The sequence below is a fragment of the Streptomyces minutiscleroticus genome (genome assembly GCF_014650875.1).
Lineage (GTDB): Bacteria > Actinomycetota > Actinomycetes > Streptomycetales > Streptomycetaceae > Streptomyces > Streptomyces minutiscleroticus.
The window spans coordinates 33,180-59,430 of record NZ_BMVU01000047.1; the positions used below are offsets into that span (position 1 = coordinate 33,180).

A 26,251-nucleotide genomic window follows, 5' to 3' on the forward strand; every position below is an offset into this window, starting at 1 on the left:
CCCGGGCGGCGGTGGCCTCAGTCCGGACGGCCGCCCGGGGCCGCGTGCCCGTCGTGCCCGCCGTGCCCTCCCCCGTGGTCGAACCTCAGCACCTCGGCGGGCAGCACGACGAAGGGCCGCATCATGCCCATGTCCTCGTGCTCCAGCAGGTGGCAGTGGTACATGAAGCGGCCGTACGCCCCGTCGAAGCGGCCCATGATCCGCAGCAGCTGGCTCCCCGGCACCTGGAAGACGTCCTTGTACCCGTGCTCGTTGGGCGCGAGCGGGATCGTCCGGTCCGGGTCGTGGGCGACCGGCGTCCGCGTGCCGCCGAGCGCCGGGTCGAAGCCCGACACGTCGTACGCGTCCCGGCCCAGCACCTGGAAGTCGGCCAGGTGGACGTGCATGGGGTGGACGATCGGGGCCAGGTTGAGGAAGCTCCACTGCTCGTGGGCGCCCTCGGCGACCGTGAAGCCGAGCCCGTCGTTGAACGTCCGGGCCGTGCGCCGGTAGGTCCTCGTGGTCCCGTCGGGGCCGGTGAGCCGGATGACGCCCTCGGTGGGCACCTGCACCTCGCCGGGGTCCTCGACCTCGGTCATCTCCCAGATCTCCGGGTGCCCGCCGCCGCCCTTCGTGGCCGGCGGGGTCAGGACGATCAACCGGTGGCCGTGCTCCACGTCGTGCGTCAGCCGGCGGAAGGAGCCGGAGAGCACCTCCGGCGGTTCGAAGGCGTCCGGCTCCGCGGCCGGGCCCACCCGGAACTCCATGACCGCCGGGTACGGCACGCCGTTCACCGGGTCGGGCACGCCGGGCGCCTGACCGCGCCCCTTGTTCACCAGCCGCAGCCGCCGCCCGGCGAACGCCCGGAAGTCCACCAGCAGGTCGAACCGCTCGGCCGGTGCCGCGCTCAGCGTGGGCATCGCCGTGTCGAAGTCGACCGGCACCGGCCGGGGCAGCAGCCCGCCGTCGCTGCCGATCTGGTGGACGGCGCCCGGCACGGGGGTGCCGTCCTCGTCGATCAGGACGAGCTCGTAGATCCGCGCGTTGGAGACGTTGACCAGGCGGAAGCGGTACCAGGCGGCGTCGACCTCGGCGTACGGCCAGATCCGGCCGTTGACCGTGGTGTACGGGCCGGTGAAGGGCAGGGTGACCCGCTTGCCCGTCTCCGGGTTCTCCTCCTGGGCGATCACGGTCTTGTGCAGCAGGCGGCCGTCGAGCCGGCCGTCCTCGTCCGTGTCGAGGTTGCGGTCGGCGAGCAGCAGCGGGATCTCCCGCGCGCCGCCCGGGAGGCCCAGCGCGTCCTCCTCGTCGTCGCGGACCAGGTAGGCGCCGTACAGGCCCGCGTACACGTTCCACCGTGTGATGTTCATGGCGTGGTCGTGGTACCACCACTGCGCCGCCTGGTGGTCGTTCGGGTACTCGGAGAGCTGGGCGTCGCCGGAGCCCACGGCGTTGTCGGCCCAGCCGTCGTTGCCGCCGCCGGTCTGGGCGCCGTGCAGGTGGGTCACCGTCCAGGCGGGCAGCGCGGCCACGCCCGGGTCGGGCGCCGCGCCGCCGCGGCCCGGCTCGGTGGTGGCGGGCGGCGTGCCCGCGGGCCGCGACGGCACCTCGACCGCCGTGACCGGGTACTCGCTGCCCCTGGGCACGCGGTTGGTCCAGGCGATGCGGACGCGCTGCCCGCGGCGGACCTCGACGGTCGGGCCCGGCACCCGGCCGTCGTAGCCCCACATCAGGGTCGGCGGCAGCTGCGGGTGCAGCCGCACCCAGGCGGGCCGCACCGCGATCTCGGTCTCGCGCAGCACGTCGGACGTGCCGGGCCGCAGGACCGGCGGGACGGGCAGCGGCGCGACGTACGGCGTGAGTCCGTCGGCCGCCGCCGGCGCGGGCTCCTCGGGCGACCGCTCCGGAGTCCTCTCGATGATGTCGGTCAAGGTTCGAACACCCCCGTTGTTCCGTTCGTGCGTTCCTCTCACCGCACAGGACACGGGGATGACCGGCGAAGTTGCCTGAATGCACCATTCCGCAGAAAAGGAGCGAAGGGGCGCGAAAGGTCGGGAGACGGGCGCGCGCCCGCCCCAGCGCGCCCCTGCGCCGTTCGCGGCGGCCGTCGCACCCCTCCGCCGGCCGCGACGGGACCGGCGCGCACGACGGCCCCGCTGCGTACGACGGCCCCGCGGCGTACGGCGGCCGGAAGGGCGGTCAGAAGGCGGCGACGGCTCCCGCGCGCCGCTCGGGGAACGGCATCGAGGGGATCCTGCCCGGCACGAACCGGTGCGTCCGGCGGGCCAGGTCGTCGGCGCCGTAGCGGTGGCACCCGCGGTGCCAGTTGAGGATGCCCGCCATCCAGTTCTGCAGCTCGACGACGTGCCCCTCGATGATCGCGCGGACCTCGCCGGAGAGGCCGAAGTCCTCGTACAGCACGGGCAGTTCGTGGGACGCCACGTGCTGGAACTGCTTCATGCGCTGGTTCATCAGGTCGTGGACGACGCCGAGGGCGGTCGGGTAGTCGCAGCCGAAGAAGTTCTGCACCACGAGGATGCCGTTGTGCACCTCGCCCTCGTACTCGATCTCCTTCTGGTACGAGAAGACGTCGTTGAGGAGCATCGCGTAGTCGGCCGCGGCGTTCTGCAGGGAGCACACGGGCCCGGTGCGGTAGACCTCCTGCGGCACCTCGGGGCCGTGGCCGAGGCGGCACAGGCTCATCGTGAGGTCGGTGCCGAAGGTGGCGCGGCGCATCTCCAGGTAGTCGACCGGGTCCGGGACACGGTGCTGCGCCTGGTTGGCCAGCTCCCACAGCCAGCTCTCGGTCATCACCACCACCGACTCCTTCAGCGGCCGGCGCGCGTCCGGGGTCATGCCCGCGGTCGTGAGCCGCCACAGGTCGGCGAGGCCGCGCTCCAGGGCCGTGACGGGCGGCGGGACCGGCTCCTCGGCCAGGGGCATGCAGGCGGCGAGCCGCCGGGTGAGGAGCCGGGCGGAGGCCAGGTCGCGGCGGTGCCCGAAGACCACGGGGTAGTAGTCGTCCCCGTACGTGCCCCAGGTCAGCCAGCGGGCGCTGAGGTCCAGGGCGTCGGGCGTGCCGTCCGGGTCGAGGCCGGCCGAGCACAGCGGCAGGTCGTAGGCGAGGAGCTTGTCCTCGTCCCAGACGCCCTCGTGGAGGATGCCCGTACTGTGCGCCCAGGGCGTCAGGCGCCTGCGGGCCCCGTCGAGGGCGGGGTTGAGCCGGAGCTCGAACGGCATGTCGAAGTCGGGCAGCAGCGAGGGGCCGACCTTCCGGAACGGCACGTGGGTGTACGCCCGCAGCCTCTCCCCCCGCCCGGGTGACGCGGAGAGCGCCCCCGTACCCCCGGCGGACGTGAGCAGGGCCCTGATGTCCTGGCCGGCGGTGCCGAGGCCGGCCGGGCCGGCCGGCGCGCCGGCCGGCCGGGCGCGCTCGTTCATGTACCGGCTGGAGCGCAGGTGCCACTCGTGGCCGCCCGACTGCCAGTCCTGCAGCCCCTTGGTGTACGCGGCGATCGCGGCGACCTCCGCCGGGCCGAGTCCGGCGTCCAGGGCGAGCGCGGGCACCTCGGTGAGCGCCGTGTGCTCGAACTGGTGCAGCCGCGAGGTCAGCACGTCGTTGACGGTGTCGGCCGCCTCCTGCGTGGTGCAGCCGAAGAAGGTCTCCACCACCAGCACGCCGTTGCTCAACTCGCCCTCCTCCTCGACCTCGCGCTGGTAGGAGAACAGGTCGTTGCGCAGGTGCACGGCGTCGGAGAAGGTCTCCATCAGCACCCGCAGCGGACGGGAGCGCGCCACGGACGCGGGCACCTCGGCGGTGGCGTACTCCACGAGCCCGGCGGACCAGGGCGCGCCGCCCACCTTGCGGCGCATCTCGATGTACTCGACCGGATTGGCGACCCGCCCCTCACCGATGTTGGACAGCTCCCACAGCGACTCGTTGAGCAGGTGCTCGGTGGATTCGGCGAAGCGCTCCCGCCAGGCCGCGGACATCGCGGGCACGGTGCGGGCCCACAGGTCGGCCAGGCCCGCCTCGACCGGGTTCTCCGGTTCGGGCACGGGGGCCGCGGGATCGGCGGGCATGAACAGCGGCAGCCGCTCCAGGTGCGCCTTGCCGGCCTCCCGGTCGTTGGTGCGCTTGAACATCTCCAGGAAGTGGTCGTCGAAGAAGAAGACCCACACGTACCAGTCGGTGATCAGCGACAGCGCGGGGCCGTCGCAGTCGGGGTGCGTGTACGCGCACAGCAGGCCGTAGTCGTGCGCGTCGAGGTCGGCACGGTCCCACACGCCTGATCCCTCGAGCATGCCCATGGCGCGCGCCCACTCCGCGGAGTGGGCCCGCGCCTCGTCCAGGTGCGGGTTCAGCCGCGCCGGGTACGGCATGTAGAAGTGCGGAAGTTCGAACGGCTGGCTCATGGCCCGGCCCTACCCGGGCCCTTCCGGGCGCATCCGCCCGGCGGTACAGGACCGCACCATCGCGTGAACGGCGACTAGGGGGGCGCGGAAGGGGGAAGGACGCGGGGCCGTGCCCGGCGGAGGCGCACGCCCCCGGCTCCCGCCCGCCCCCGCCGGGGCGCGCACGGCGCTCGCCGAGGGGAACACCAGTGCCGCCGCGGGGAACGTCAGTGCTGCTGCGCCTTCTGCGGGGTGGCCTCGCCGGGGCGGACGATCACGTGCCCCTCGCCCTGGAGCATCAGCTGCACCGCCTCGCCCGAGCCGCCGCGGAACATCGAGCCGATGGACTGGGACCGGTGCAGCGAGGTCGGCAGCTGCGCGGTCCAGCCGACCACCGCGTCCGTGTCGACGTACACCGGCTGCTGCGGGGAGACCGGGACGACCAGCGGTTCGCCCTCGCAGACCGGGCCGAGGCGGCCGTGGCCGGTGAAGACGCTGTTGAACAGGCCGCCCCGGTGATGCTTGCCCCCTTCACCGTCCTGATCTCGTACGAGAGGGCCGCGTCGAGGCACAGGACGTTGCGGCCGTTGACGGTGAGGACGTCGCCGGGCTCCAGGTCGACCACGAAGACGTTCTGCGCCTCGTGCGCGAACCGGGCGTCGCCCCGGCCGCGGCCCGCCATCAGCGGCAGCCCCTCCCCGGTGACCGCGCGCTTGGGCACGCCCCCCACGCCGGGCCCGTTCCGCACGCCGTCGGCGCGCCCCGCGCTCTGCCGGGCGCCCGCGGGCCGCCGCGCACGGATGCCGGACGAGGGCACGCTCTAAGGTGCAGCCATGAACACGCATGGCACGAGGGGTTGGGAGGCCGCGGTGCTCGTGGGAGGGCCCGCGGACGGCTTGCGGATGAAGGTCGCCGAGCGGCCGCCGGTGGTGCAGGTGACGTATCCCTGCGTCCTGGAGGAGCAGGCGGACGGGGTCCGGGCGGAGGCGCTGTACATCTACCGCCGCGACCTGCGCACCGAGGAGGAACCGCTGCGCTACGGCTTCGACGGGGCGAGTCCCTGACCGGTCCGGGACCCTCCTCCGCATTCCCCGGGGCCCGCTCCGTACGGGCTTTCGGGGCGCCCGGAGGGCGCTCGGAAGGGGGAGTGCACGGCGCACAAAAAGGCGGATGGACTTCACAGCCCGAGAAAACGCCTCTGCTATTCCGAGCGCCGGAGTGAAGAACGCGGAATCCGGGCAAGAATGTGCGCCGAATGGAGGTGTGAAACGGCTGCCCGATGACACGGGATGCGCAAGACTGAGTTTTTCCCGTCGGCGCGACACGGGCGCAGGGGGCGAGGCACAGAGGGGACAGTGATGCCGGTGGAGCCAGAGGTGGCGGTGTCGTACGACGAGCTCCAGTCGTTACCCGCACTCTTCCGCGCCGGCTCGGGCGGACCCGGACCCGGGACCCGGTGGCAGGCTCTGCGCGCGCTCCTGCAGGCCACCGAGGTGGCCCTGCTCAACCTGGAGGAACTGGCGGCCGAGGCGACCGTCAGACTGCGACAGGGACGCGGGGCGGAAGCGGTCCGGTCCCTGGAGTGGATGGTGGGCTTCGGCCGCGCGTGGAGCGAGCTGGCCTGGCTGGTGAGGGATCTCGCCCCGGTGGACGAGGACGGCGGCGGACACCTCCTCGCGGTGACCGCGTCCCCGTCCTGGCACCGGCTCACCCTCGCCGAGAAAGAACTCGCGCTCGAATTGAAACCCCTCGCCGACCACCCGGAACCCTGCGAGTGGAAACGCCGTCTGCTGCGTTACGTCATGCTCCAGCGCATCGGGGTCGAGTACACCTGCGTCGGCGGGGCACCGTCGGCGTACGAGGATTTCGTGCGCCCGGACGCCATTCGAGAGGCCGTACGAGAAAAAAGGTTGCCGGGGGAGAACCTTTTCACTCCGTTCCGTGCCGCCCATCAAATGCCCGAACTGCTGGCGCGGGCCGCCAACGACCACATCGGCCGGGCGGTCGAGGAGATCGAGGGCGGACGGGCGGACCGCGCGCTGCCCCTGCTCGGCCGCGCCGACCGGCTCCTGGACGCGGTGGTGCGGCTGACCGATCTGCTGGTGGACCGGCTGACCACCGACGAGTACCACGCGATCCGGAAGGCGCTGGGGCGCACCAGCGGAAGCCACTCCGTGGGGCTGCACTACGACCTCATGCGGGATCTGTACCCGGCGCTGGCGCGGGCGTCGCAGCACCGGGACGAGGAGATCGGGCTGCTCGCGCGCACCATCGGACTGCACATCGACCGGTGGCGGCTCGCTCACGTCGACCTGCCGCGCACCAACCTGGGCGGGGCGGGGACCGGGACGCGGAGCCTGACCGGTTCGCCGGACGCGTTGCGCACCGTGGCGCGGATGCGGGAGACCGGACGGGAGCGTGATCCCTATGCGCACACCGGGCGGACCTTCTGCGCCACCGACTGGGACTCGGACGTCCCGCCGCTCGCGGAGATCGAACGGCGGTTGCTCGGCGGGATCGCCGGGCACACCCAGGAACGTTTCCAGGACGTGCAGGAGCGGACCGGACGGTACGCCGGTCCGTCCGGTTTCGCCCCACCGCCGAAGAGGTGTCCGGCCCGGCCGACCTGAGGGGGAACGAGGCCATGCCAGAATCCGACCTGCGGCGCTTCCTGCGGCGCCACTTCACCGCGATCGATCTTCTGAAAGTCATTCTGTCCCTGGCATCCGGATACGGGATAGCCCTTCTGGTGGAGGACACCGGGATCGGAGTCGGAATACTGGCACTGTCACTGCTGGCGTCGTCCGGGGCGTTCGCCATCGACCGGCTGCGACTGGCCACGGAGGACGAGGTCTCCGGCGCCCTGCGGGAGACCAAGGAGCAGGTGCACACCGACCTGAGCGCTCTGAGCGGGCAGGTGTCGACGCATCTGATCCGGTTGCGCAACCAGTTGGACCGGCACATCGACCTGGTGCACGCGGGCGTGCGGTTCGTACCGGACAGCCAGGACGACGAGGACGACGGAAGCGGTTACAACGTCGCCACCGAGGCCGTACGCAAGGCAGGCCAGCGCATCTACGTCGTCAGCGACTACAGCCCGCCCGAGGGCGAGGGCGCCACACTCCTCGATCCGCCGGACAGCCGGTCGGAGTACCTCGAAGCCATCGAGGACTGCCTCGCCTCCCACCTCTCGCGCAACGGGCCGAGCGCCACGCTCTCGTACCACCGGCTGATCCAGCGGCCGCCCGAGATCTACGCTGAGATAGCGCGGCGCTCCCCCCTGAACGGGGTCGAGTTGCGGCGCGAGGACATGGAGGGCGATCAGCAGGCGTTCGAGCACCTGGTGCGGGTCATGGAGCTGGCCCGGCGCGCCGGTGCCAACCACCGGATCGACATCCAGATGCGGCTGATCCCCTTCCTGCCCAACTGCCCGTCGATCCTGCTCGTGGACAACACGAAGCTGCAGTTCACCATACCGACGCGGATCGACCAGCCGGGAGACCGGTTCGCCCTGCTCGGGCTGCACGGCGTGATGGTGATGGAGGACCGGGCCTCCGGCAGCCAGTTGTGCCACCACTTCGAGAACTTGTTCACCCGTCTGAAGATGAAGTCGCTCCCCATCGTGCGCGTGCAGGTGTGACGCCGTCCGGCCCGGCCCCGGCGGCCGCGAGGTAGCCGAGGGCCTGGGCGAGCGCGACCCTGCCGACCGCGTCCTCGGGCGGCAGGAAGCGCGGGCTGTGCAACCCGGCCGGGGTGAAGTCCGGGGCCCCGGCCAGGCCGAGGAACACCATCAGGGACGGCCATCGGGTCCCGTAGCGCGCGAAGTCGTCACCGCCGCAGGAGCGCCAGGGCGCGGCGAGGGCGATCCCCGCCTCGTCGGCGAGGGCGCGGAAGGCCGCCGTGAGTCCGGCGTCGTTGACCAGGGCGGGCTCGTCCCGGACGGTACGGACGGTGCCGGCGCAGCCGTGGGCCGCGGCGATCTGCTCCACGGTGGCACGCACGGCCTCGCGCAGTCCGGCGGTGTCGTCCCCGTCCATGGTGCGCAGCGTGCCGAGGGCACGGGCGGTGCCCGGGATGACGTTGTCGCCCGCTCCTGCGGACAGGGCGCACACGCTGAGCACGGACGGGTTCAGCGGATCGGCCCTGCGTCCGGTCAGTGTGTGCAGGGCGACGACCGTCTGGGCGAGGGCGAGCACGGGGTCGCGCGTGGTGTGGGGGTAGGCCCCGTGCCCGGCCCGCCCCTCGACGAGGACCTCGAACCCGTACGTGGCCGCGTTGACCGTGCCGGGATCCGCCCCGAGTCGCCCCCAGACGATGCCGGGATGCACATGGACGCCGACCGCGGCGCGCACCGTACGCGTCAGCTCCTCGTCGGCCAGGACGGTCTCGGCTCCGGAGGGTGTGCGTTCCTCACTGGCCTGGAACACCGCGACCAGCGGGGCCGGCAGCTCGTCCGCCAGCGGAAGAGCCGCCCGGACCAGCGCGACGAGAGCCGCGCAGTGCACGTCGTGGCCGCAGGCGTGCATGAGGCCGTTCCTGGCAGCGTGCGGGCTGCCGGTCTCCTCGTGCAGCTCCACCCCGTCGAGCTCGGCCCGGACCAGGACGCCGGGTCCCTCCCCGCCCACGCGTACCACCAGGTTCGTGCTGTCCCCCAGCCGCCGGACCGGCACGGGCAGCGCCTCGGTGAGGAGGCGGGCCGTGGCGGACTCCCGCCCGCCCGGCTCGGGGCAGGTGTGGAGCCTGCGCCGCAGGGGCACGGCGTGCGCGAGTTCCCTCTCCAGGCTCGGGACCAGCTTCGACAGCACGGCGCCCCCTCACGGCTTCGTCCCCCGAGCATGGCAGACCCACGGGGTCGCCCACGGGAGCGCGTACGGGGCGACACCCGCGCGATGGCGCACGTACGGAGCGGACTCGGACCGAGCACGCCCGCCAACGGCGCGGACGGCACCTCGTGCCGTCCGCGCCGTCCCGTCTCAGCCCTCGGCGGGCGTCAGCCGCAGCGAGATGCTGTTGATGCAGTACCGCTGGTCCGTGGGGGTGGGGTAGCCCTCACCCTCGAAGACGTGGCCCAGGTGCGAACCGCACCGGGAGCACCGCACCTCCGTGCGCACCATGCCGTGCGAGCGGTCCTCGATCAGCTCGACCGTGTCCGCGTCCTTCGGGTCGTAGAAGCTCGGCCAGCCGCAGTGCGACTCGAACTTCGTGTCCGAGGTGAACAGCTCGGCACCGCAGGCGCGACAGGAGTACACGCCCTTGGTCTTCGTGTCCGTGTACTCACCCGTGAACGCCGGCTCGGTGGCGGCCTGGCGCAGCACCGCGTATTCCGCCGGGGTCAGCTCCGCGCGCCACTGCTCGTCCGGCTTTTCGACGTCGTACGACATCAAGCTCAACCCCTTACTCGTCCAACAGCTTCGCTTACCGGGCCAGGCGGGCCAGGATCTCGGGTCCGAGGTCCGTGACGTCGCCGGCGCCCATGGTGAGAACCAGATCGCCGGGTCCGGACATTCCCGCCACGACCTGCGCGACCTCGGCCTTGTCGTGCACGGCCCGCACGTCCGCGCCCGCCGCCCGGGCGGCCTCGACGATCAGCTCGCTGGTGACCCCCGGGATCGGGTCCTCGCGGGCCGGGTAGATGTCCAGGACGACCGAGGAGTCGGCCAGGGCGAGCGCCTGCCCCATCTCCTCGCCCAGCTCCTGGGTGCGCGAGAACAGGTGCGGCTGGAAGACGACCAGGATGCGCGCGTCGCCCACCGCGCCGCGCATCGCCTCCAGGTCCGCGGTCATCTCGGTCGGGTGGTGCGCGTAGGAGTCGATCACCTGCACGCCCGCCGCCTCGCCCTTGAGCTGCAGGCGCCGCTTGACGCCCGTGTACGCGGCCAGGGCGGGGGCCAGCTCCGCGGCCGGGACGCCGAGCGCCGCGCCCGCCGTCAGCGCCGCCACCGCGTTGAGCGCGTAGTGCCGGCCGGGCACCGACACCGCGAAGGTCAGCTCGGCGCCGTCCAGGACCACCGTGACCTCGCTCCGCAGGCCCTGCGGGACGATCGACAGGACCCGCACGTCGGCGTCCGGCGCCTCGCCGTACGTCACCACCCGCAGGTCCCGGCCGGCCGCGCGGGCGCGCACCCGGCGCGTGAACTCGCGGGCGCCCTCGTGGTCGGCCGAGACCACCAGCGTGCCGCCCTCGGTGATCCGGTCGGCGAACGTCTCGAAGGACTCGTGGATCTCGTCCATGGAGGCGTAGTTCGCGTGGTGGTCCAGCTCCACGTTGAGCACGATCGCCACCTCGGGCGCGTACTTGTGGAAGCTGCGGTCCGATTCGTCGGCCTCGGCGACGAAGATCTCGCCGTCGCCGTGCAGCGCGTTGGTGCCGGGCGCGTCCAGGTCGCCGCCGATCGCGTACGACGGGGCGAGGCCCAGCTCGGACAGGGACACGGCCAGCATCGACGTGGTCGTGGTCTTGCCGTGCGTGCCGGCCACCGCGATCGGCCGCAGGCCGTCCATCAGGGAGGCGAGCGCGTCGGAGCGGTGGACGACCGGGATGCCCAGCTCGGCGGCGCGGGCCAGCTCCGGGTTGTCCGCGCGGATGGCGGAGGAGACGACGACGCAGCTGGCGTCGTCGGCGAGGTGCTCGGCCGCGTGCCCGATGTGCACCGTGGCCCCCAGGGTGCGCAGCGCCTCGGCGGTCGCGGACTCCTTGGCGTCGCTGCCGGCCACCTTCGCCCCGCGCTGGGCGAGGATCTTGGCGATGCCCGACATTCCGGCGCCGCCGATGCCGATGAAGTGCGGTCGGTCCATGGCGGTGGGGAGGCCGGGTGCCATGCGTGTGTCTCCAGGAGTACGAGGTGAACGGTGGTCGGGTGCCGGTCGTCCGCGGGCGGCCGGTGGACGGCGCCCCGTCGCCGGGCCCGTCGTCGGCCGGTCCGGGCGGCCCCCGCGCCGTGTCCGCCGCGGGGTGGTGCGGCGTACGCGGGCGGGCCCCGCCGACGGGCGGGCCCCGCCCGTCGGCGGGGCCCCCGCCGGAGCGCGGGCCCTTAGCCTATGCCTTGCTGTGGGAGAACAGTTTCAGCACCGGCACCCCCACCTTGTGCCGCGCCCTGGACGCCCAGTCCCGGTGGAAGAACTCCTCCACGTAGTGCGGGTCGGTCAGCACGATGACCTCGTCGGCCTTGACCTCGCCGACGAGCGCCTTCAGCGCGTCCAGGGGGTGGTCCTCGATCAGCCGGCCCTCGGCCTCGCTCCCGGCCGCGCGCAGGGCCGCGAGGGAGACCTGCAGGGCCCGCTGCGCCGGGGCCGCGGCCTCGTCGCCCTCGGGCCGCTCGCGCTCGCGCGCCGCCTCGTCGAGCTCGCCGAGCGCCACGTCGTCGATGGCCCGCAGCAGCCGGTCCGCCTGGTCGCCGCGGGGCTGCAGCAGGACGTGGAAGGAGACCGGCTCGTCCCCGTGCAGGGTGGTGACGAACTCCACGTCCGCGGACGTCAGGGCCTTCTCGATCATCAATACGCTTCTGAACACGACACCAGGCGCCCTTCTCTCCTTCGTGGGCCGTGGGTAGGCCCCTGCGGAAACCATCCTGCCCCGTGACCGGGCGGAGGCAGCGAGAATCAGTGTGCCCGGCGGGAACCAAACGGAACGGATAGTTCCACATAACCGCCGCGGCTACGCCTCGTCCGCCCCCGAGCACCTCGTCCGGCCCGAACGCACCGGCCGCCCTGGGCACCTCGTCCGGCCCGAGCGCACCGGCCGTCCTGGGCGCATCGGCCGTCCTCGACACCCCGGTGGTCCCGGGTGCCCAGGACGCCGCCGCGTCACGCGCGGCGCCTGCGGTACCGGCCGAAGAGGAAGCCCTCCTCCTCCAGCAGCGCCGCCAGCTCGAACCGCTGCGGCACGGCCACCCGCGGCCCGCCCGCGATCCGCTGGGCGTCGCCCGCCGTGAGCGTCGGGGAGAGCGTCAGGCACATCTCGTCCAGGGCGTCCGCCCCGATCAGCGGGCCCAGCAGCCGGGGGCCGCCCTCCGTCAGCTGCCTGCGCAGGCCCCGGCCGGCCAGGACGCCGGTGATCCGGCCGGGGTCCACGCCGGTCCCGTCGCCCGCGACCACCACCTCGGCCCCGGCCGCCTCGGCCGCCGCCACCCGGTCGCGCGGCGCGCCGGCCCCCGTCAGGACCAGCGTGGGCACCAGGGGCGAGGTGAACAGCGGCAGTGAGAAGTCCAGGTCCAGACCGGCGGTGACGACCGCGATCGCGGGCGCGGGCCCCTGCCCGGCCGCCGCGCGCGCCCCGGCGAACTCCTCCCGCGCGCGGGCCGGGCGGTACCCCTCCCGGCGCACGGTCTCGGCGCCGACCACGACGACGTCCGCGAGCGCGCGCAGCACGCCGAAGATCCGCATGTCGGCGGCGCCGGAGAGGGGCTGGGAACGGCCGTCGTGCTGGGCCGCGCCGTCGAGCGTGGAGACCATGTTGGCGCGCAGCCAGGGCTCCGGCCCGTCGGGGTACGCGTACGCCTCGGCCAGTTCGCGCAGGCTCCACTCGCGGTCCGCCGCACGGTCCGCGCCGTCCGGCCCGGAACCGCCCTTCGGGGCCTGGGCTGCTGTTTCGTCGGTCACAGGGAACAGGCGTCGCATGGGGTGCAGTGTGGCACGGCGCTTAGCATGGGGGTGTGTCGTCCCACACCGCCGCCTCAGGCCCCCGCCCGATAGCCGACGCGGCCCCGCTGTCGCTGTGCGCCCGCGAGCCGCACGTCCCCGCGGACCGGCTCGTCGCCGAGATGGTGCCGCCGCCGCGCTTCGACTCGGTCCGCTTCTCGACGTACATCCCGGACCCGGGCCGGCCGAGCCAGACCGAGGCCGTGGGGGTCCTCGAGGGTTTCGCGGCCGGGCTGGACGCGCACCGCGGCGCGGGCTCCGGGAAGCGGAGGTTCTTCGGCCTCGGCGGCGGCAGGAAGGCGGCCGCCCCGGCCGGGCCCCGCGGCGTCTACCTCGACGGCGGGTACGGCGTCGGCAAGACCCACCTGCTCGCCTCGCTGTGGCACGCGACCCCGGCCGAGCCGGAGCTGAAGGCGTTCGGCACCTTCGTGGAGCTGACCAACCTCGTCGGCGCGCTGGGCTTCCAGGAGACGGTGCGCACCCTGAGCGGCCACCGGCTGCTGTGCATCGACGAGTTCGAGCTCGACGACCCGGGCGACACCGTCCTGGTGTCGACGCTCCTCGGCCGGCTGGTGGAGGCGGGCGTGGCGCTCGCGGCCACGTCCAACACGCTGCCGGGCAAGCTCGGCGAGGGCCGGTTCGCGGCCGCCGACTTCCTGCGCGAGATACAGGGGCTGTCCGCGCACTTCCGCACGCTGCGCATCGACGGCGAGGACTACCGGCACCGGGGGCTGCCCGAGGCGCCGGCCCCGTTCACCGACGAGCAGGTCACGAAGGCCGCGCACGCCACCGCGGGCGCCTCGCTCGACGCCTTCCCGCACCTCCTCGACCACCTCGCCCGGGTGCACCCGAGCCGCTACGGCGCGCTCACGGACGGGATCGCGGCCGTGTGCCTCACCGACGTCCGGCCGATGCCGGACCAGTCGACGGCCCTGCGGCTGGTCGTGCTCGCCGACCGGCTGTACGACCGCGAGGTGCCGGTACTGGCCTCGGGACTGCCCTTCGACCGGCTGTTCAGCGAGGAGATGCTCAACGGCGGTTACCGGAAGAAGTACTTCCGCGCGATCTCCCGCCTCACCGCCCTGGCCCGCGACGCCAAGGGCCTGGTGGGCGACTAGTGCCGTGACCGGAAGGGTTCACCGGCTCACGACGCCCGGCACGGCACCTCGCCGCGTTGTCGGAGCCACCCGAGTACGCCCGTACGAGGGCGATCCTCCGCCTTGCGATGCACCGCACCGGACGCCGCGAGCCCACGGCAAACCTTTCCGGTCACGGCACTAGAACCCGGGGAGACCCGCGCACAGCCCTGCTTCAAGGCCCGGAGAGCCCGCGCGGCGCCGGCCCCGGAGCAGGGCTTCCCCATGGCTGCCCGCGTTCGCACCGAGGACGGAACCCCCGGCGGCGGGGCCCGGCCCGGGCCGCCGTCCGGTCACCTTCGCCCCATTGCTTGTGCATATGCCAAAGGCGCAGCGTTACGTACACGGGCCTTTGCGTTCGGTGCGCGGAGATGCGGCCCGTGCGAGGGAATGCCCGCAGATGGGCGGAATTTCGCCACTGACCGCTCCCTTCAGGCTCTCTTAAGGCTGAAACGTTAAGTTAACCCTGCAAACACCTAAGGGCATTATCTTAATGAGCGACACTGGTGACGCCGGACGAGCGACCGGACACGACCGGAGGGGGGCGCATGCGACGCGGCACGACGGCCCGGACCCTGTTCCCCTTCCTCGCCGCCGTCCTGCTGGCGCTGCAACTCCTCGCCCCGACCGCGTCCTTCGCGTCCGCGCACGCGCCGCCCGTGGCCTCGGCCTCGGACTCCGCCGCGCCCGACGCCGGGCGCGAGGTCGTCAACTGCGGTGAGAGCGGCCACCACTCGGGGCCCAACGGCCCGCTGCGCACCCGTGACCGGCACCGCGCCTCGGCCGACTCGGCCTCCGGCGCGCCGGTGCGCCCGCTGCTGACACGTGATCCGGCGTGCGGGCCGGTACCCCTGGCGCTCGTCGCCCACGACGACGCCCATCGGCCGTCGAGATCGTCGACGGACCGCACCCCCGCGGCACTTCAGGTGTTCCGCTGCTGAGCTGCCCCTCGCCGGGCAGGCCGACCTGACTCCCCCACACCACGCCACGTCAGCCGAGCGCGTCGACGTGGAGTCGTGTCCGCGTGCCCGTGCATCTGCCATGTTCTCGTACACCGACGCGCCGCCAGAGGCGCGCCAGGAGGAACTGACAATGCAGCCCCTCATCGATCACGCTCGCTCCTTCCGCAAGCAGTGCACAGAGCGTCCCGAGGAATTCGCCCGCCTCGCGCAGGGCCAGTCCCCGCAGGTTCTCTTCATCACCTGCTCCGACTCCCGGGTCGTCCCCGCCCTGATCACCGGGGCCCGGCCCGGTGAGCTCTTCGAACTGCGCACCGCGGGCAACATCGTTCCCCCCTACGGTTCGCAGCAGCCCACCGGCGAGGCCGCGACCATCGAGTACGCCGTGGAGGTCCTCGGCGTCCAGGACATCGTCGTGTGCGGCCACTCGCACTGCGGCGCCGTCGGCGCGCTGGTGCGCGGCGACGACCTGACCGCCGTCCCCGCCGTGCGGGACTGGCTCGCGCACGCGGCGCCCCGCCCCGACGGCGCCCCCGGGGACCCGGCCGTGGCCGAGGCCGTGCAGAGCCACGTCCTGACGCAGCTGCTGCGGCTGCGCTCCTACCCCTGTGTCGAACAGCGCCTGAACGACGGCCGGCTGCGCATGCACGGCTGGTTCTACGAGGTCCACACCGGTTCCGTACTGGCCCACGACGGCCCGTCCGACTCCTTCCTCGAGCTGTGAGCCGGGAGATGCGGTTCCCCCACCTGCGGCAGGACTTCGCCGCCTCGCTCGTGGTCTTCCTCGTCGCCCTGCCGCTGTGCGTGGGCGTCGCCGTCGCCTCCGGCGTCCCGGCCGAGGTCGGCCTGGTCACCGGCATCGTGGGCGGCCTGGTCGTCGGCATGCTGCCCGGCAGCAGCCTCCAGGTCTCGGGCCCGGCCGCGGGCCTGACCGTGCTCGTCTTCGAGGCCGTGCAGTCCTACGGCCTGGCCATGCTCGGCGTGCTGGTCCTGGTGACCGGCCTGCTGCAGCTCGCCATGGGCGCCCTGAGGCTGGGGCGCTGGTTCCGGGCCATATCCGTCTCGGTCGTGGAGGGCATGCTGGCCGGCATCGGCCTCGTGCTCATCGCCGGGCAGCTGTACTCGGCGGCCGGCATGGAGGCGCCCGCCTCCGGCATCGACAAGATCACGGGCCTGCCCGGGGCGCTCGTCGAGGCCGCCGGGAGCGGCGAGGCGCTGTGGTCCCTCGCCATCGGCGCGGGCACGGTCGCCGTGATGGTGCTGTGGAACAAGCTGCCGGCCAGGTGGCGGGCGGTCCCCGGCGCACTCGCGGCGGTCGTCCTGGCCACGCTCGTCACGCTGCTGCTGGACCCGCCGGTGGCCAAGGTGGAGGTGCAGGGCCTCCTCGGCTCCATCCAGCCGCCGGGCCTCGACGCCTTCGGCGAGCTGGCGAACCCCGGCGTGATCGGGACCGTGCTGGCGTTCACGCTGATCGCCTCGGCGGAGAGCCTGTTCAGCGCGGCCGCCGTGGACCGGCTGCACGACGGTCCGCGCACCGAGTACGACAAGGAGCTGATGGCCCAGGGCGCGGGCAACACCGTGTCCGGGATGCTCGGCGCGCTGCCGATGACCGCGGTGATCGTGCGCAGCTCGGCCAATGTGGCGGCGGGCGCGCGCACCAAGGCCTCGCGCGTGCTGCACGGTGTGTGGCTGCTGCTGTTCGCGGCGCTGCTGCCGAGCGCGCTGGCACTGATCCCGCTGCCGGCGCTGGCCGGCATCCTGGTGCACGCGGGCTGGAAGCTCATCCCGCTGCGCTCGATCGCCAAGCTGTGGCGCGAGCACCGGGGCGAGGCGCTGATCCTGGTCGTCACGGCCGTGTCCATCGTCGCGGTCAACATGTTCGAGGGCGTCCTGATCGGTCTGGCCCTGTCGGTGGTCAAGACCGCCTGGGATGCCTCGCACGTCCGCCTGGACGTCACCGACGAGGGTACCGGCCCGATCACGGCCCACCTGTCGGGCAACGCCACCTTCCTGCGGCTGCCGAAGATCCTGGACAGCCTGGAGGCCCTGCCGCAGGACCGCCCGGTGGAGCTGGACCTGTCCGGCCTGCACCACCTGGACCACGCCTGCCGCACCGCCCTGGAGAACTGGGCGGAACGGCACAGCCGCTCCGAGGTGGGACCGGTGAAGATGACCGTGTGACCGGTGCGCGGACGACCGTACGGCCGGTGGCACGGACGACCGTGCGACCGGCGTGCGGACGACCGTGCGACGGGCGTGCGGACGACCGTGTGACCGTGGCGCGGACGACCGTGTGACGGACGCGGATGGCCTCCGGTCACCGGTCGGAGCACCGCGGGATCGCGGGACGCCCGCGGAGCGATGCGCTCCGCGGGCGTTCCCGTTTCCGCGCGGGGACGGGGACGCCGCGTTGCGCGCGCGGTTCCCCCGAGTTCCACTGCGTGATACACACAGCCGGGTCACAGTCCTGTCCGCCAGCAGGAAGGTCGCCCCATGTCCACAACACGACGTCAAGTGCTCGCCCGCTCCGGCGCCCTGGGAGTGGGCATCGCGTTCACCGGAGCCCTGTCCGAGCTGTTCGCCGGGACGGCGAGCGCGCTGGGCCGCTCCGGATACGGCCCCCTGGTGACCGACCCGAAGGGCCTGCTCGATCTGCCGGAAGGTTTCCGCTACACGGTCCTGTCCCGCGAGGGCGACCCACTGCGCTCCGGCGAGGGACCGGTCCCGAGCAACCACGACGGCATGGCGGCCTTCGCCGGCAGACACGGCCGCGTCCACCTGGTGCGCAACCACGAGAACCGCAACACCGCGAAGATCCCCGTCCCGGCCGTCGAGGGCCTCACCTACGACCCGGCGGGCAAGGGCGGCTGTACGGCCCTGACGCTCGACGGGCGCAACAGGGTCCTCGGGGAGCGGGTCGCGATCGCCGGTACGGCCGTCAACTGCGCGGGCGGCCCCACCCCGTGGGGTACCTGGCTGACCTGCGAGGAGACCGAGGACAAGGCCGGCACGAACGGCTACACCAAGGACCACGGCTTCATCTTCGAGGTGGACCCCGTCGACCCGCGCCGCAGCGGCGCCGTACCGCTGACCGCGATGGGGCGCTTCCAGCACGAGGCGATCGCCGTCGACCCCGAGCGCGGCGTCGTCTACGAGACCGAGGACGCCTTCGAGCGGCCCTTCGGCCTCTTCTACCGCTTCCTGCCCGAACGCCCCGGGGGCGGGCCCGGTTCGCTGCGGGCGGGCGGCCGGCTGCAGGCCATGCGCGTCCCGGACGTGCCCGACCTGTCCTCGATCCAGGAGACCGGCGCGTCCTTCGAGGGCGTCGAGTGGGTGGACGTACCGGACCCGCTGGCCGCCGGGACCCCCATCCGCCTCCAGGACTTCGGCCCGAAGGGCATCACGCACGCGCAGAAGCTGGAGGGCTGCTACTGGGGCGGCTCGTGCGTGTACTTCGTCTCCTCCTTCGCCCGCAGCGCGGAGGGCTCGGCCGCCGACCACTACGGCCAGATCTGGCGCTACGACCCGCGGCGGCGCCGGCTGACCCTGGTGATCGTCTTCGGCCCCGACACCGACGTGCAACTGCCCGGCGAGTCCCCCGACAACATCTGCCTCGCCCCCAGCGGCGGCCTGATGGTCTGCGAGGACGGCAACGGCGCCCAGCACGTCTTCGGCGTGACCCGGCGCGGCGAGGTGTACGCGATGGCCCGCGGCCGGCAGAACCTCGGCACCGAGGAGGCCCCGGAGTGGGGTGAGTTCGCGGGCGTCACGTTCTCGCCGGACGGCCACACGATGTTCGTGAACTGCTACAAGCCCGGCACGACGTTCGCGGTGACGGGCCCCTGGCGGAGGTAGCCGGCCGGGAGACCGGCACGGACGAGGGACCGGCACGGACGGACGAACGGAGGCGGGACCCGGCCGCGGCGGGGGGGCGGATCGAGGCCGGGGGCGGGACGGCGGGCAGGACGGGAGCCGGGCGACACCGGAGCCGCGACCTGCCCGGATATCCCTTTTCGTCCGGTTAATGTCACTCGGTGAACAGTCTCGTCCGAAGAGTCACCGCCGCCTGCCTCCTCGGTGCCGCGGTCGCCGCGTGCGGCGGCCACGGCACCACCGCCCCCGCCCAGCGGCCGGAGCGGCGCGCCACCGCCGCGGGCCCGGCGCCCTCGCTCGCGCCCGGCCCCACCGGCCTCGCCCCCGTCTTCGCCCACGGCCCCCGCCGGGAGAAGGCCGTCGCGCTCACCTTCGACGCCGACATGACCGCCGGCCAGGGGGCACGGGCCGCGGCCGGCGAGCGCTTCGACAACCCGCGGCTCGTCGCGACCCTGCGGCGGCTGAAGGTCGCCTCGACCGTGTTCATGACCGGCCGGTGGGCCGAGGAGTACCCGGAGCAGGCCCGCGCCATCGGCCGCGACCCGCTCTTCGAGGTCGCCAACCACTCGTACAGCCATTACGCCTTCACCGCCGACTGCCACGGGCTGCCGACCGTGCCGGGGAGACGGATGCGCTCGGAGGTGGAGCGGGCCTTCGCCGCCTTCCGCGCGGCGGGCGTCGAGCACGCGATGCCGTACTTCCGCTTCCCCGGCGGCTGCTACGACCGGCGGGCGCTGCGGAGGCTGGGCACGGCGGGCGTGACCGCCGTGCAGTGGGACGTGGTCAGCGGGGACGCGTTCGCGAAGGACGCCGACGCGGTGGCCCAACAGGTGCTGGACGGGGTGCGCCCCGGCTCGGTCGTCGTCATGCACTGCACGCGCAGCGCCGCGCCCGCCACCGAGCGCGCCGTGCGGACGGTCGTGCCCGAGCTGCGCGAGCGCGGGTACCGGTTCGTGAAGGTGTCCGAGCTGATCGGGGCGGCGGACCGGGACCGACGGGACCGCCGGGGCCGTCACACGGCGTCGTGAGGCCCCGTTCCGCCCGGCGGCCGGTACCGCGGCGGCGGATCTACGCTGGAGACATGAGCGAGGAGCACGACACCCGCGACCACGACGAGCGCGGTGGACGCGACGCCCGCGGCGACCACGACTACTGCGGCACCGCCGGCGTCCCGGCGCCGCCGTGGGGGTCCCCCCGCGCCGTCCGGGCGGCGGAGGACGACGGGCCGCCCCACGCCGAGTGCGTGCTGTGCCGCGAGCCCACCGAGTACCCGGAGTCGTACAAGGGCATCACGCTGTGCCCGGCCTGCGCGTGGCAGGAGGCCCAGCGCAGCGCCTGCTCCGGGTGAGGGGACCGGGCGCTCCGGGCGGCGGACCGGACCGATCTTGCGACTGGCAGACTGGAGGGGTGAGCAGCGAGCAGACTCCCGCCGTCGACGCCCCCGGCGCCGCTTCCGCCCCCGGCGACGGCCCCTCCCAGGACGGCCCCTCCCAGGACAGCCCGTTCCGCGACGGGCGCACCGCGCGCGACGAGGCGCCGCAGTTCGTGCTGCCGCTGGTCGTACGGATCGAGCGGGCCGCTCCCCCGGCGCGCACGGACGCGCTGGAGACGGCAGCCCGGGCCGTCCTGGTCGTCCTGAGCGACGAGCGGTCGCTGGGCGAGGGCGAGTGGGCGCGGGCGATGCGCGACTGGCAGGACGCGCGCATCCGCAAGGTGGTGCGGCGGGCGCGCGGCGCCGAGTGGCGGCGCGCGGAGGCCCTGCCCGGCATCACGGTCACCGGGAGCGCGGAGAACGCCGCCGAGGTGCGGGTCTTCCCGCCGGTCCCGCTGGACGGCTGGCCCAAGGACCTGGCCCGGCTCCAGGTCTCCGGCACCGACCTCGACGACCCGGAGCCGCCCGCGCCCGCCGACCCGGCCGCGCCGGTGCTCTGGCTGAGCCCCGACCTCGACATGTCGGCGGGCAAGGCCATGGCGCAGGCGGGGCACGGCGCCCAGCTGGCGTGGTGGGAGCTGTCCGACGAGGAGCGCGCGGCCTGGCGCGCGGCGGGCTTCCCGCTCGCGGTGCGCACCGCCGAGCCCGGCCGGTGGGCCGAGCTGGTGGCGAGCGGCCTGCCGGTGGTCCGCGACGCGGGCTTCACCGAGATCGCCCCGGGTTCCTGCACGGTGGTCGCCGACCACCCCGCCCTGCGCCGCGGCGCGGCCGCCTGACCGCCGGGCCGGGCGGACGGACCGGGCGCGCGGCCTCTCCGGCCCGTGCCGTGCCAGGGCGCGCCTCCGGCCGGGCCGTTTGAACATCACCGCCGCCGGGTGCGTATCTTCCGGCGGCGGTCCGGCGGTGTCGTCCGGGCCCGGCGGCGGTCCGTTCTCCCCGGGAGGTCCGTGTGCGGCGGCGTGCCGACGGTTCGGCCCTCGCCATCGCGGCCCCGGTCGCCACCGACCGTCCCGGGCCCGGCGGGGACCCGGCCGCCCCGTCGCGGTGAGCGGGGTCCGGGAAGCGGCGAGCAGGAGGCGCACGGTGCGCAGCGGGCCGCGGGAACCTCAGATGTTGCTCTGAAGGTCCCGGGCAGTGGGTTCGGCGCGCGGCGGACCGGCGATGACACCGTCACGCGGCGGGCGGGGGAACCGCCGCGCGGAAGGAGGGGACGATGCGGAACACGCACACCTCGGACCGGTCCGTCCGGCTGGGGACGGGGATCGGCTGGCGGCCGGAGATCGCCGAGGCGGTCGAGCGGATGCCCGGCGTCGACTGGGTCGAGGCCGTGGCGGAGAACGTGTGCCCCGGGCACCTCCCCGAGTCGCTGCTGCGGCTGCGCGAGCGCGGCGTCACGGTGGTGCCGCACGGGGTGTCGCTGGGCCTCGGCGGCGCGGACCGCCCCGACGCGGGCCGGCTCGCCGCCCTGGCCGAGCGGGCCGAGGCGCTGGGGTCCCCGCTGGTCACCGAGCACATCGCGTTCGTACGCGCGGGCGGCCCGCTCACCGCCTCCGGGCCGCTGGAGGCGGGCCACCTGCTGCCCGTCCCGCGCACCCGGGACGCGCTGGACGTCCTGTGCGCGAACGTCCGCGTCGCGCAGGACGCGCTGCCGGTGCCGCTCGCGGTGGAGAACATCGCGGCCCTGTTCTCGTGGCCCGACGAGGAGATGACCGAGGGCCAGTTCCTGTACGACCTGGTGGACCGCACCGGCGTACGGCTGCTCATCGACGTCGCCAACCTGCACACCAACCACGTCAACCGCGGCGAGGACCCCGCGAAGGCGCTCGACGAACTCCCCGTGGAGGCCATCGCCTACGTCCACGTCGCGGGCGGCTTCGAGCGCGACGGTGTCTGGCACGACAGCCACGCCCACCCGGTGCCGCCCCAGGTCCTCGGCATCCTCGCGGACCTGGCCTCCCGGGCGACCCCGCCCGGCGTGCTCCTGGAACGCGACGAGAACTTCCCCTCCCCCCGGGAGCTGGAGGGCGAACTGAACGCCATCCGGGAGACGCTGGCGGGGGCACGTCCCGAGGGGACCGGCCGCGCCGACGCGACCGGCAGCGCCGCACCGGCGCCCCTCAGGGCGGGCGGGCCGCCGGCCACCGCCCCGACGGCTCCGCGTCCCGTGACCGGCGACGACCAGGCAGGTCCGTCCCCCGCCGCCGACGGCGGCCCGGCGGGCACGTCCGCCGCCGACGGCGGCCCGGCCGGTGCGTCCGGGGCCGGCGGCGACGCCGGTACCGCCGCCGCGCGGCAGCGGCTCGGGCTGGCGCAGGCCGCGCTGCTGTCCGCGCTGGTCGCCGGGGCGCCCGCCCCCGAGGGCTTCGACCGGGCGCGCCTGCGCGTACAGGCCCGCGCGCTGGCCGGCAAGCGGGCCGACGTCGTGGCCAAGGTCGCCCCGGAGCTGCCGGAGATCCTCGCGGACGCCTACCGGCCGGCCTTCCTCGCGTACGCGCAGAGCCACCCGATGACCGGCGGCTACCGGCGCGACGCCCTGACCTTCGCCGAACGGCTCCTGTTCGGCGACGAGGAGGGGAACGGCGCCGGGGGCGCGGGGCGGATCGAGGACGCGAGGGTGCGGCGCCGGCTGGACGCGTGGTGGCGGGAGCGTTCCGGGCCCGCCCCGCTGTCCCGGCGCCCGGCCGCACGGTTCGCCCGGGCCGCGCGCCGGACCCTGCTCCGCCGCTGAGGCGCCCGGCCGGGGCTGCACCCCGCGCCACCAGGGTCGGGGCCGCCCGGCGGGACCGCGGCGGCCGGCGGTCCCGGCCGCCGGCCGTGACGGACGAGTCGGCCGATGCCCTCTGAGCAGCAGGTGACCAGGGACGACGCACCGCGCACGGCGGCCGTCCACCGGCACGTCACGTACTCGCAACACTTCGTCCGCATCGTGGACGAACCGTGGCGCACGCGCGTGGTGTCGCATACAACACGGACATGCTCTGGGTGGTTCTCCTGCTTCTGGCCTGGGCCGTGGCCGGTACGGCCTGTACGCGTCTGTGTCTCGCCGCGGTGCGCGCCGCGGCCGCCGGCAGACGGGCGGCCGGCCCCCGCGATCTCACGCTCTACGAGGCGGCGTTCCTGTCCGGCGGCCCCGCCCGGGTCGCGGACCTGACGCTCGTCGCGATGGCGCGGCAGCGCCGGCTGCTGCTCGCGCACACGGGCTGGGCGACCGTGGTGGACCCGCGCGGCCGGGACGACATGGAGCGCTCGGTACTGGGGGCGATAGGGCCCGGGGGGCAGTCGCGGATCGCGCCGGTGCGGACGGCCGCGGCCACCGCGGACGCGGTGCGCGCGCTGGCCGACCGGCTCGTCGCCGCGGGCCTCGCCGTCCCGGACGGCGCCCGCACGACGGTCGCGGGCGCCGTCCGGCAGGTGCGCGCGGCGGCCGTGGCCGTGGCGGGCCTGGGCGTCCTCGCACTGCTGATGCCCCATCAGGCCAACGACACGCAGGGCCCGATCGCCCTGTGGTTCGCGCTCCCGCTCGTCCTGGCCCTGAGCTGCCTGGCGATCGCCCGCGTCGAGGCGCACCCCTACACCCGCTGGGCCTCGCCGGCCGGGCAGCGGCTGCTCGGCGCCCTGCCGCGGCTCGCGCGGGCCGGCGGCGACGACCGCGCGTACCTCGCGTCGGTGGCCCTGCACGGCGTCCGCGCGATCGGCGAGCCGGACCTGCGCGCCGCCTTCGCCCACCGCGACCAGCGGGACTGAGCGGCCGGCTCCGGCCTCTCCTCCTCCCCCGCCGCCTCCGCCCTTCCCGGCCCCGCCCGGACCCCCGCCCGGACCCCCGCCCGGACCCCCGCCCGGCAGGCGCCGGCCCGCGCACTGGTGTTCACCGCGCCGACACCGGCCGCACGGTGCTTTACAAGCCCGGTCCGCCGCCCGAGCATCCCTCTGGTCGCCACCGCGCACCGAAGGGACACCACCACGCGATGAGAGCCGCCGTCGCCGTCCGCGGAACCGCCGCCTCCCTGGTCCTGGCCGCCCTGGCCGCCGTCCCCGCGACCGGTGCGCCGGCCGGGGACGCACCTTCCCCGGTCGCCGGCTCCCCGGCCGCGACCTCCGCGGCCGCGGGCCGCGCCGAGGCGCTCGGCACCGCCGTCGCCGCCGGGCGGGCCGCCGCCGAGGGCATCCGGTTCGGCCCCTGCCCGGAGGGCCGGGACGTCCCCGGCACCTTCCGGTGCGGCACGGTGACGGTGCCGCTGGACTACGCGCACCCGGACGGCGAGCGGATCGGACTGGCCGTCAGCCGGGTCCGGGCCACGGGCGGGACCGGCGCCGGGAAGCCCGGAAAGACGGAGGGACCCGGGAAAGCGAAGGGCCCCGGAACGGCGGAGGGGCCCGGAACGGCCCGGGGCTCCTCCGGGAAGGTCGCCCGGCAGGGCTCCCTCGTCTACAACCCCGGCGGGCCCGGCGCCTCCGGCCTGTCCTTCCCGATGGTCGGCACCCTGCCGAAGTGGAAGCGCATCGCCGCCGCGTACGACCTGGTCGGCTACGCCCCGCGCGGCGTCGGCCGCTCCGCGCCCCTGTCCTGCCGCGACCCGCGGTCGCTCGGGACGAAGCCCGAGCCGGCGCCGGAGCACCCCTCGGAGGCGTACAAGCGGGAGCGGATCGCGCGGGCCGAGGCGTACGCGCGGGGCTGCGCGGAGCGTGCGGGCGACGCCCTGCGGCACTACACCTCGCTGAACAACGCCCGGGACCTGGAGGTGCTGCGCGCCGCGCTCGGCGAGCGGCGGCTGACCTTCATGGGCGCCTCGTACGGCACCTACCTGGGCGGCCTGTACGCGACGCTGTTCCCCGGGCACGTACGGCGGATGGTGTTCGACGCCCCGGTGAACCCGGACCCGGAGCGGATCTGGTACCGGAACAACCTCGGGCAGTCCCTCGCCTTCGAGCGGCGCTGGGCGGACTTCCGCTCCTGGGTCGCCCGGCACGACCGGGCCTACCGCCTGGGCCGCACCCCCGGGGAGGTGCAGGCGGCCTACGAGCGGGCCGGCGCGCGGCTGGCCGCGAAGCCCGCGGGCGGCACGGTGGGCCCCGGGCAGCTGCACGACGCGCTGCTCCAGGCGGCCTACTACGACAGTCACTGGCCCTCGCGCGCCGAGGCGCTCTCCGCCTACCTGCACGGCGACGAGAAGCCGCTCCTCCGGCTGGCGGGCCCGCACCCCGGGGCGGAGGCCGGGCAGGAGAACGGCAGCGCGGTCTACACGGCCGTCGAGTGCAACGACGCGCCCTGGCCGGCGGACTGGCGGGTCTGGGACCGGGACAACACCCGGCTCGCGCGCGTGGCCCCGTTCGAGACCTGGGACAACGTGTGGGCGAACCTGCCCTGCGCGTACTGGCCGGTGGCCCGGCGGCGGCCGCTCGACGTGGGCACGCGGCCGGGGCAGCTGCCGCCGACGCTGATCCTGGCGGCCGAGCGGGACGCGGCGGCGCCGTACGAGGGGGCGCTGGAGCTGTGGCGGCGGCTGGCGGGCTCGGTGCTGGTGACCGAGCGGGACGCGGGAACCCACGGCACCGGGGGCGGGGCCAACGCCTGCGTCAACGCCCACCTGGAGGCGTATCTGCTGGAGGGCGGGCTCCCGGCGCGGCGGGCCGACTGCGCGGCGCGCGCGGAGCCGGAGCCGGCCGCCCGGGACGGACGCGCGCGGCAGGGAGCGGCCGGCGGAGCCGTGCGGCACGGCCCCGCCTAGTACTACAGGGCTAGATTTTGATCATTTGGAGCCGTAGCCGCCTTCGGAAATGGCGCCGTCGTGCCTCCGCCTGATGCGCACGCCGCCAGATCGACCAGCGAAGTCCCTGGTGGA

Annotated in this window: 21 protein-coding genes and 1 pseudogene; 14 read left to right on the top strand and 8 right to left on the bottom strand. The window is 74.5% G+C overall.

Annotation, left to right across the window (positions count from 1 at the left end; genetic code table 11):
- Window positions 1–17 precede the first annotated feature (17 nt).
- The 3 genes and pseudogenes from phsA to IE271_RS31700 form a co-directional block, all read right to left on the bottom strand.
- A complete protein-coding gene (gene phsA, locus IE271_RS31690; protein WP_190193932.1) occupies window positions 18–1,910 on the bottom strand; it encodes an O-aminophenol oxidase PhsA in 1,893 nt (630 codons plus the stop codon).
- A 268-nt stretch (window positions 1,911–2,178) separates the two neighbouring features.
- Complete coding sequence (cyc2, locus tag IE271_RS31695) at window positions 2,179–4,395, bottom strand: germacradienol/geosmin synthase Cyc2 (RefSeq protein ID WP_190193933.1); 2,217 nt, start codon at window positions 4,393–4,395, stop codon at window positions 2,179–2,181.
- A gap of 206 nt (window positions 4,396–4,601) precedes the next feature.
- Window positions 4,602–5,119: pseudogene (locus IE271_RS31700) on the bottom strand (AIM24 family protein); the annotation flags it as partial.
- An 88-nt stretch (window positions 5,120–5,207) separates the two neighbouring features.
- On the opposite strand from IE271_RS31700, the gene IE271_RS31705 reads away from it, so the two are divergent.
- The 3 genes from IE271_RS31705 (at window position 5,208) to IE271_RS31715 (ending at window position 8,014) form a co-directional block, all read left to right on the top strand.
- On the top strand, window positions 5,208–5,438 hold the full coding sequence (locus IE271_RS31705) for a hypothetical protein (RefSeq protein WP_190193934.1): 231 nt from the start codon (window positions 5,208–5,210) through the stop codon (window positions 5,436–5,438).
- A gap of 294 nt (window positions 5,439–5,732) precedes the next feature.
- Window positions 5,733–7,004: a hypothetical protein gene (locus IE271_RS31710; protein ID WP_190193935.1), complete on the top strand. Its 1,272-nt coding sequence runs from the start codon at window positions 5,733–5,735 to the stop codon at window positions 7,002–7,004.
- A gap of 14 nt (window positions 7,005–7,018) precedes the next feature.
- On the top strand, window positions 7,019–8,014 hold the full coding sequence (locus IE271_RS31715) for a hypothetical protein (RefSeq protein WP_190193936.1): 996 nt from the start codon (window positions 7,019–7,021) through the stop codon (window positions 8,012–8,014).
- Here IE271_RS31715 and IE271_RS31720 read toward each other — a convergent pair.
- From IE271_RS31720 to IE271_RS31740, 5 genes are all read right to left on the bottom strand, one after another.
- Complete coding sequence (locus IE271_RS31720; RefSeq protein WP_190193937.1) at window positions 7,965–9,179, bottom strand: M20 metallopeptidase family protein; 1,215 nt, start codon at window positions 9,177–9,179, stop codon at window positions 7,965–7,967. The genes IE271_RS31715 and IE271_RS31720 overlap by 50 nt on opposite strands.
- 168 nt (window positions 9,180–9,347) lie before the next feature.
- The gene (gene msrB, locus IE271_RS31725; RefSeq protein WP_190193953.1) at window positions 9,348–9,755 is read right to left on the bottom strand and encodes a peptide-methionine (R)-S-oxide reductase MsrB; all 408 of its coding nucleotides are present in this window, start codon (window positions 9,753–9,755) and stop codon (window positions 9,348–9,350) included.
- A 34-nt stretch (window positions 9,756–9,789) separates the two neighbouring features.
- Entirely contained in the window at window positions 9,790–11,193 is a 1,404-nt protein-coding gene (gene murC, locus IE271_RS31730) for a UDP-N-acetylmuramate--L-alanine ligase (protein WP_190193938.1), read from the bottom strand.
- A gap of 217 nt (window positions 11,194–11,410) precedes the next feature.
- Window positions 11,411–11,866, bottom strand: coding sequence for an indole-3-glycerol phosphate synthase (locus tag IE271_RS31735; protein ID WP_190193939.1), 456 nt, complete (start codon window positions 11,864–11,866; stop codon window positions 11,411–11,413).
- 311 nt (window positions 11,867–12,177) lie between these two features.
- Window positions 12,178–12,990, bottom strand: coding sequence for a pyrimidine reductase family protein (locus tag IE271_RS31740; RefSeq protein ID WP_190193940.1), 813 nt, complete (start codon window positions 12,988–12,990; stop codon window positions 12,178–12,180).
- Between the two features lie 35 nt (window positions 12,991–13,025).
- Here IE271_RS31740 and zapE point away from each other — a divergent pair, with 35 nt between their 5' ends.
- The 11 genes from zapE to IE271_RS31795 all read left to right on the top strand — a co-directional run bounded on the left by zapE (window position 13,026) and on the right by IE271_RS31795 (window position 26,137).
- On the top strand, window positions 13,026–14,129 hold the full coding sequence (gene zapE / locus IE271_RS31745; protein WP_190193941.1) for a cell division protein ZapE: 1,104 nt from the start codon (window positions 13,026–13,028) through the stop codon (window positions 14,127–14,129).
- Between the two features lie 566 nt (window positions 14,130–14,695).
- Window positions 14,696–15,088 (top strand): hypothetical protein, encoded by a 393-nt coding sequence (locus tag IE271_RS31750; protein ID WP_190193942.1) that lies wholly within the window; start codon window positions 14,696–14,698, stop codon window positions 15,086–15,088.
- Between the two features lie 151 nt (window positions 15,089–15,239).
- Entirely contained in the window at window positions 15,240–15,830 is a 591-nt protein-coding gene (locus tag IE271_RS31755) for a carbonic anhydrase (RefSeq protein ID WP_190193943.1), read from the top strand.
- 8 nt (window positions 15,831–15,838) lie between these two features.
- Complete coding sequence (locus IE271_RS31760) at window positions 15,839–17,287, top strand: SulP family inorganic anion transporter (RefSeq protein ID WP_190193954.1); 1,449 nt, start codon at window positions 15,839–15,841, stop codon at window positions 17,285–17,287.
- Window positions 17,288–17,599: 312 nt separating this feature from the next.
- The gene (locus tag IE271_RS31765) at window positions 17,600–18,961 is read left to right on the top strand and encodes a PhoX family protein (RefSeq protein WP_190193944.1); all 1,362 of its coding nucleotides are present in this window, start codon (window positions 17,600–17,602) and stop codon (window positions 18,959–18,961) included.
- 179 nt (window positions 18,962–19,140) lie between these two features.
- Window positions 19,141–20,007, top strand: coding sequence for a polysaccharide deacetylase family protein (locus tag IE271_RS31770; protein ID WP_190193945.1), 867 nt, complete (start codon window positions 19,141–19,143; stop codon window positions 20,005–20,007).
- 53 nt (window positions 20,008–20,060) lie between these two features.
- Window positions 20,061–20,327: a hypothetical protein gene (locus IE271_RS31775; protein ID WP_190193946.1), complete on the top strand. Its 267-nt coding sequence runs from the start codon at window positions 20,061–20,063 to the stop codon at window positions 20,325–20,327.
- Window positions 20,328–20,386: 59 nt separating this feature from the next.
- Entirely contained in the window at window positions 20,387–21,187 is an 801-nt protein-coding gene (locus IE271_RS31780; protein ID WP_190193947.1) for an aminoacyl-tRNA hydrolase, read from the top strand.
- A 437-nt stretch (window positions 21,188–21,624) separates the two neighbouring features.
- Complete coding sequence (locus tag IE271_RS31785) at window positions 21,625–23,139, top strand: MbnB/TglH/ChrH family RiPP precursor modification enzyme (RefSeq protein ID WP_190193948.1); 1,515 nt, start codon at window positions 21,625–21,627, stop codon at window positions 23,137–23,139.
- Window positions 23,140–23,384: 245 nt separating this feature from the next.
- Window positions 23,385–24,155 (top strand): TIGR04222 domain-containing membrane protein, encoded by a 771-nt coding sequence (locus tag IE271_RS31790; RefSeq protein ID WP_190193949.1) that lies wholly within the window; start codon window positions 23,385–23,387, stop codon window positions 24,153–24,155.
- A gap of 221 nt (window positions 24,156–24,376) precedes the next feature.
- Entirely contained in the window at window positions 24,377–26,137 is a 1,761-nt protein-coding gene (locus IE271_RS31795) for an alpha/beta hydrolase (protein WP_190193950.1), read from the top strand.
- The last annotated feature ends 114 nt before the right edge of the window (window positions 26,138–26,251 follow it).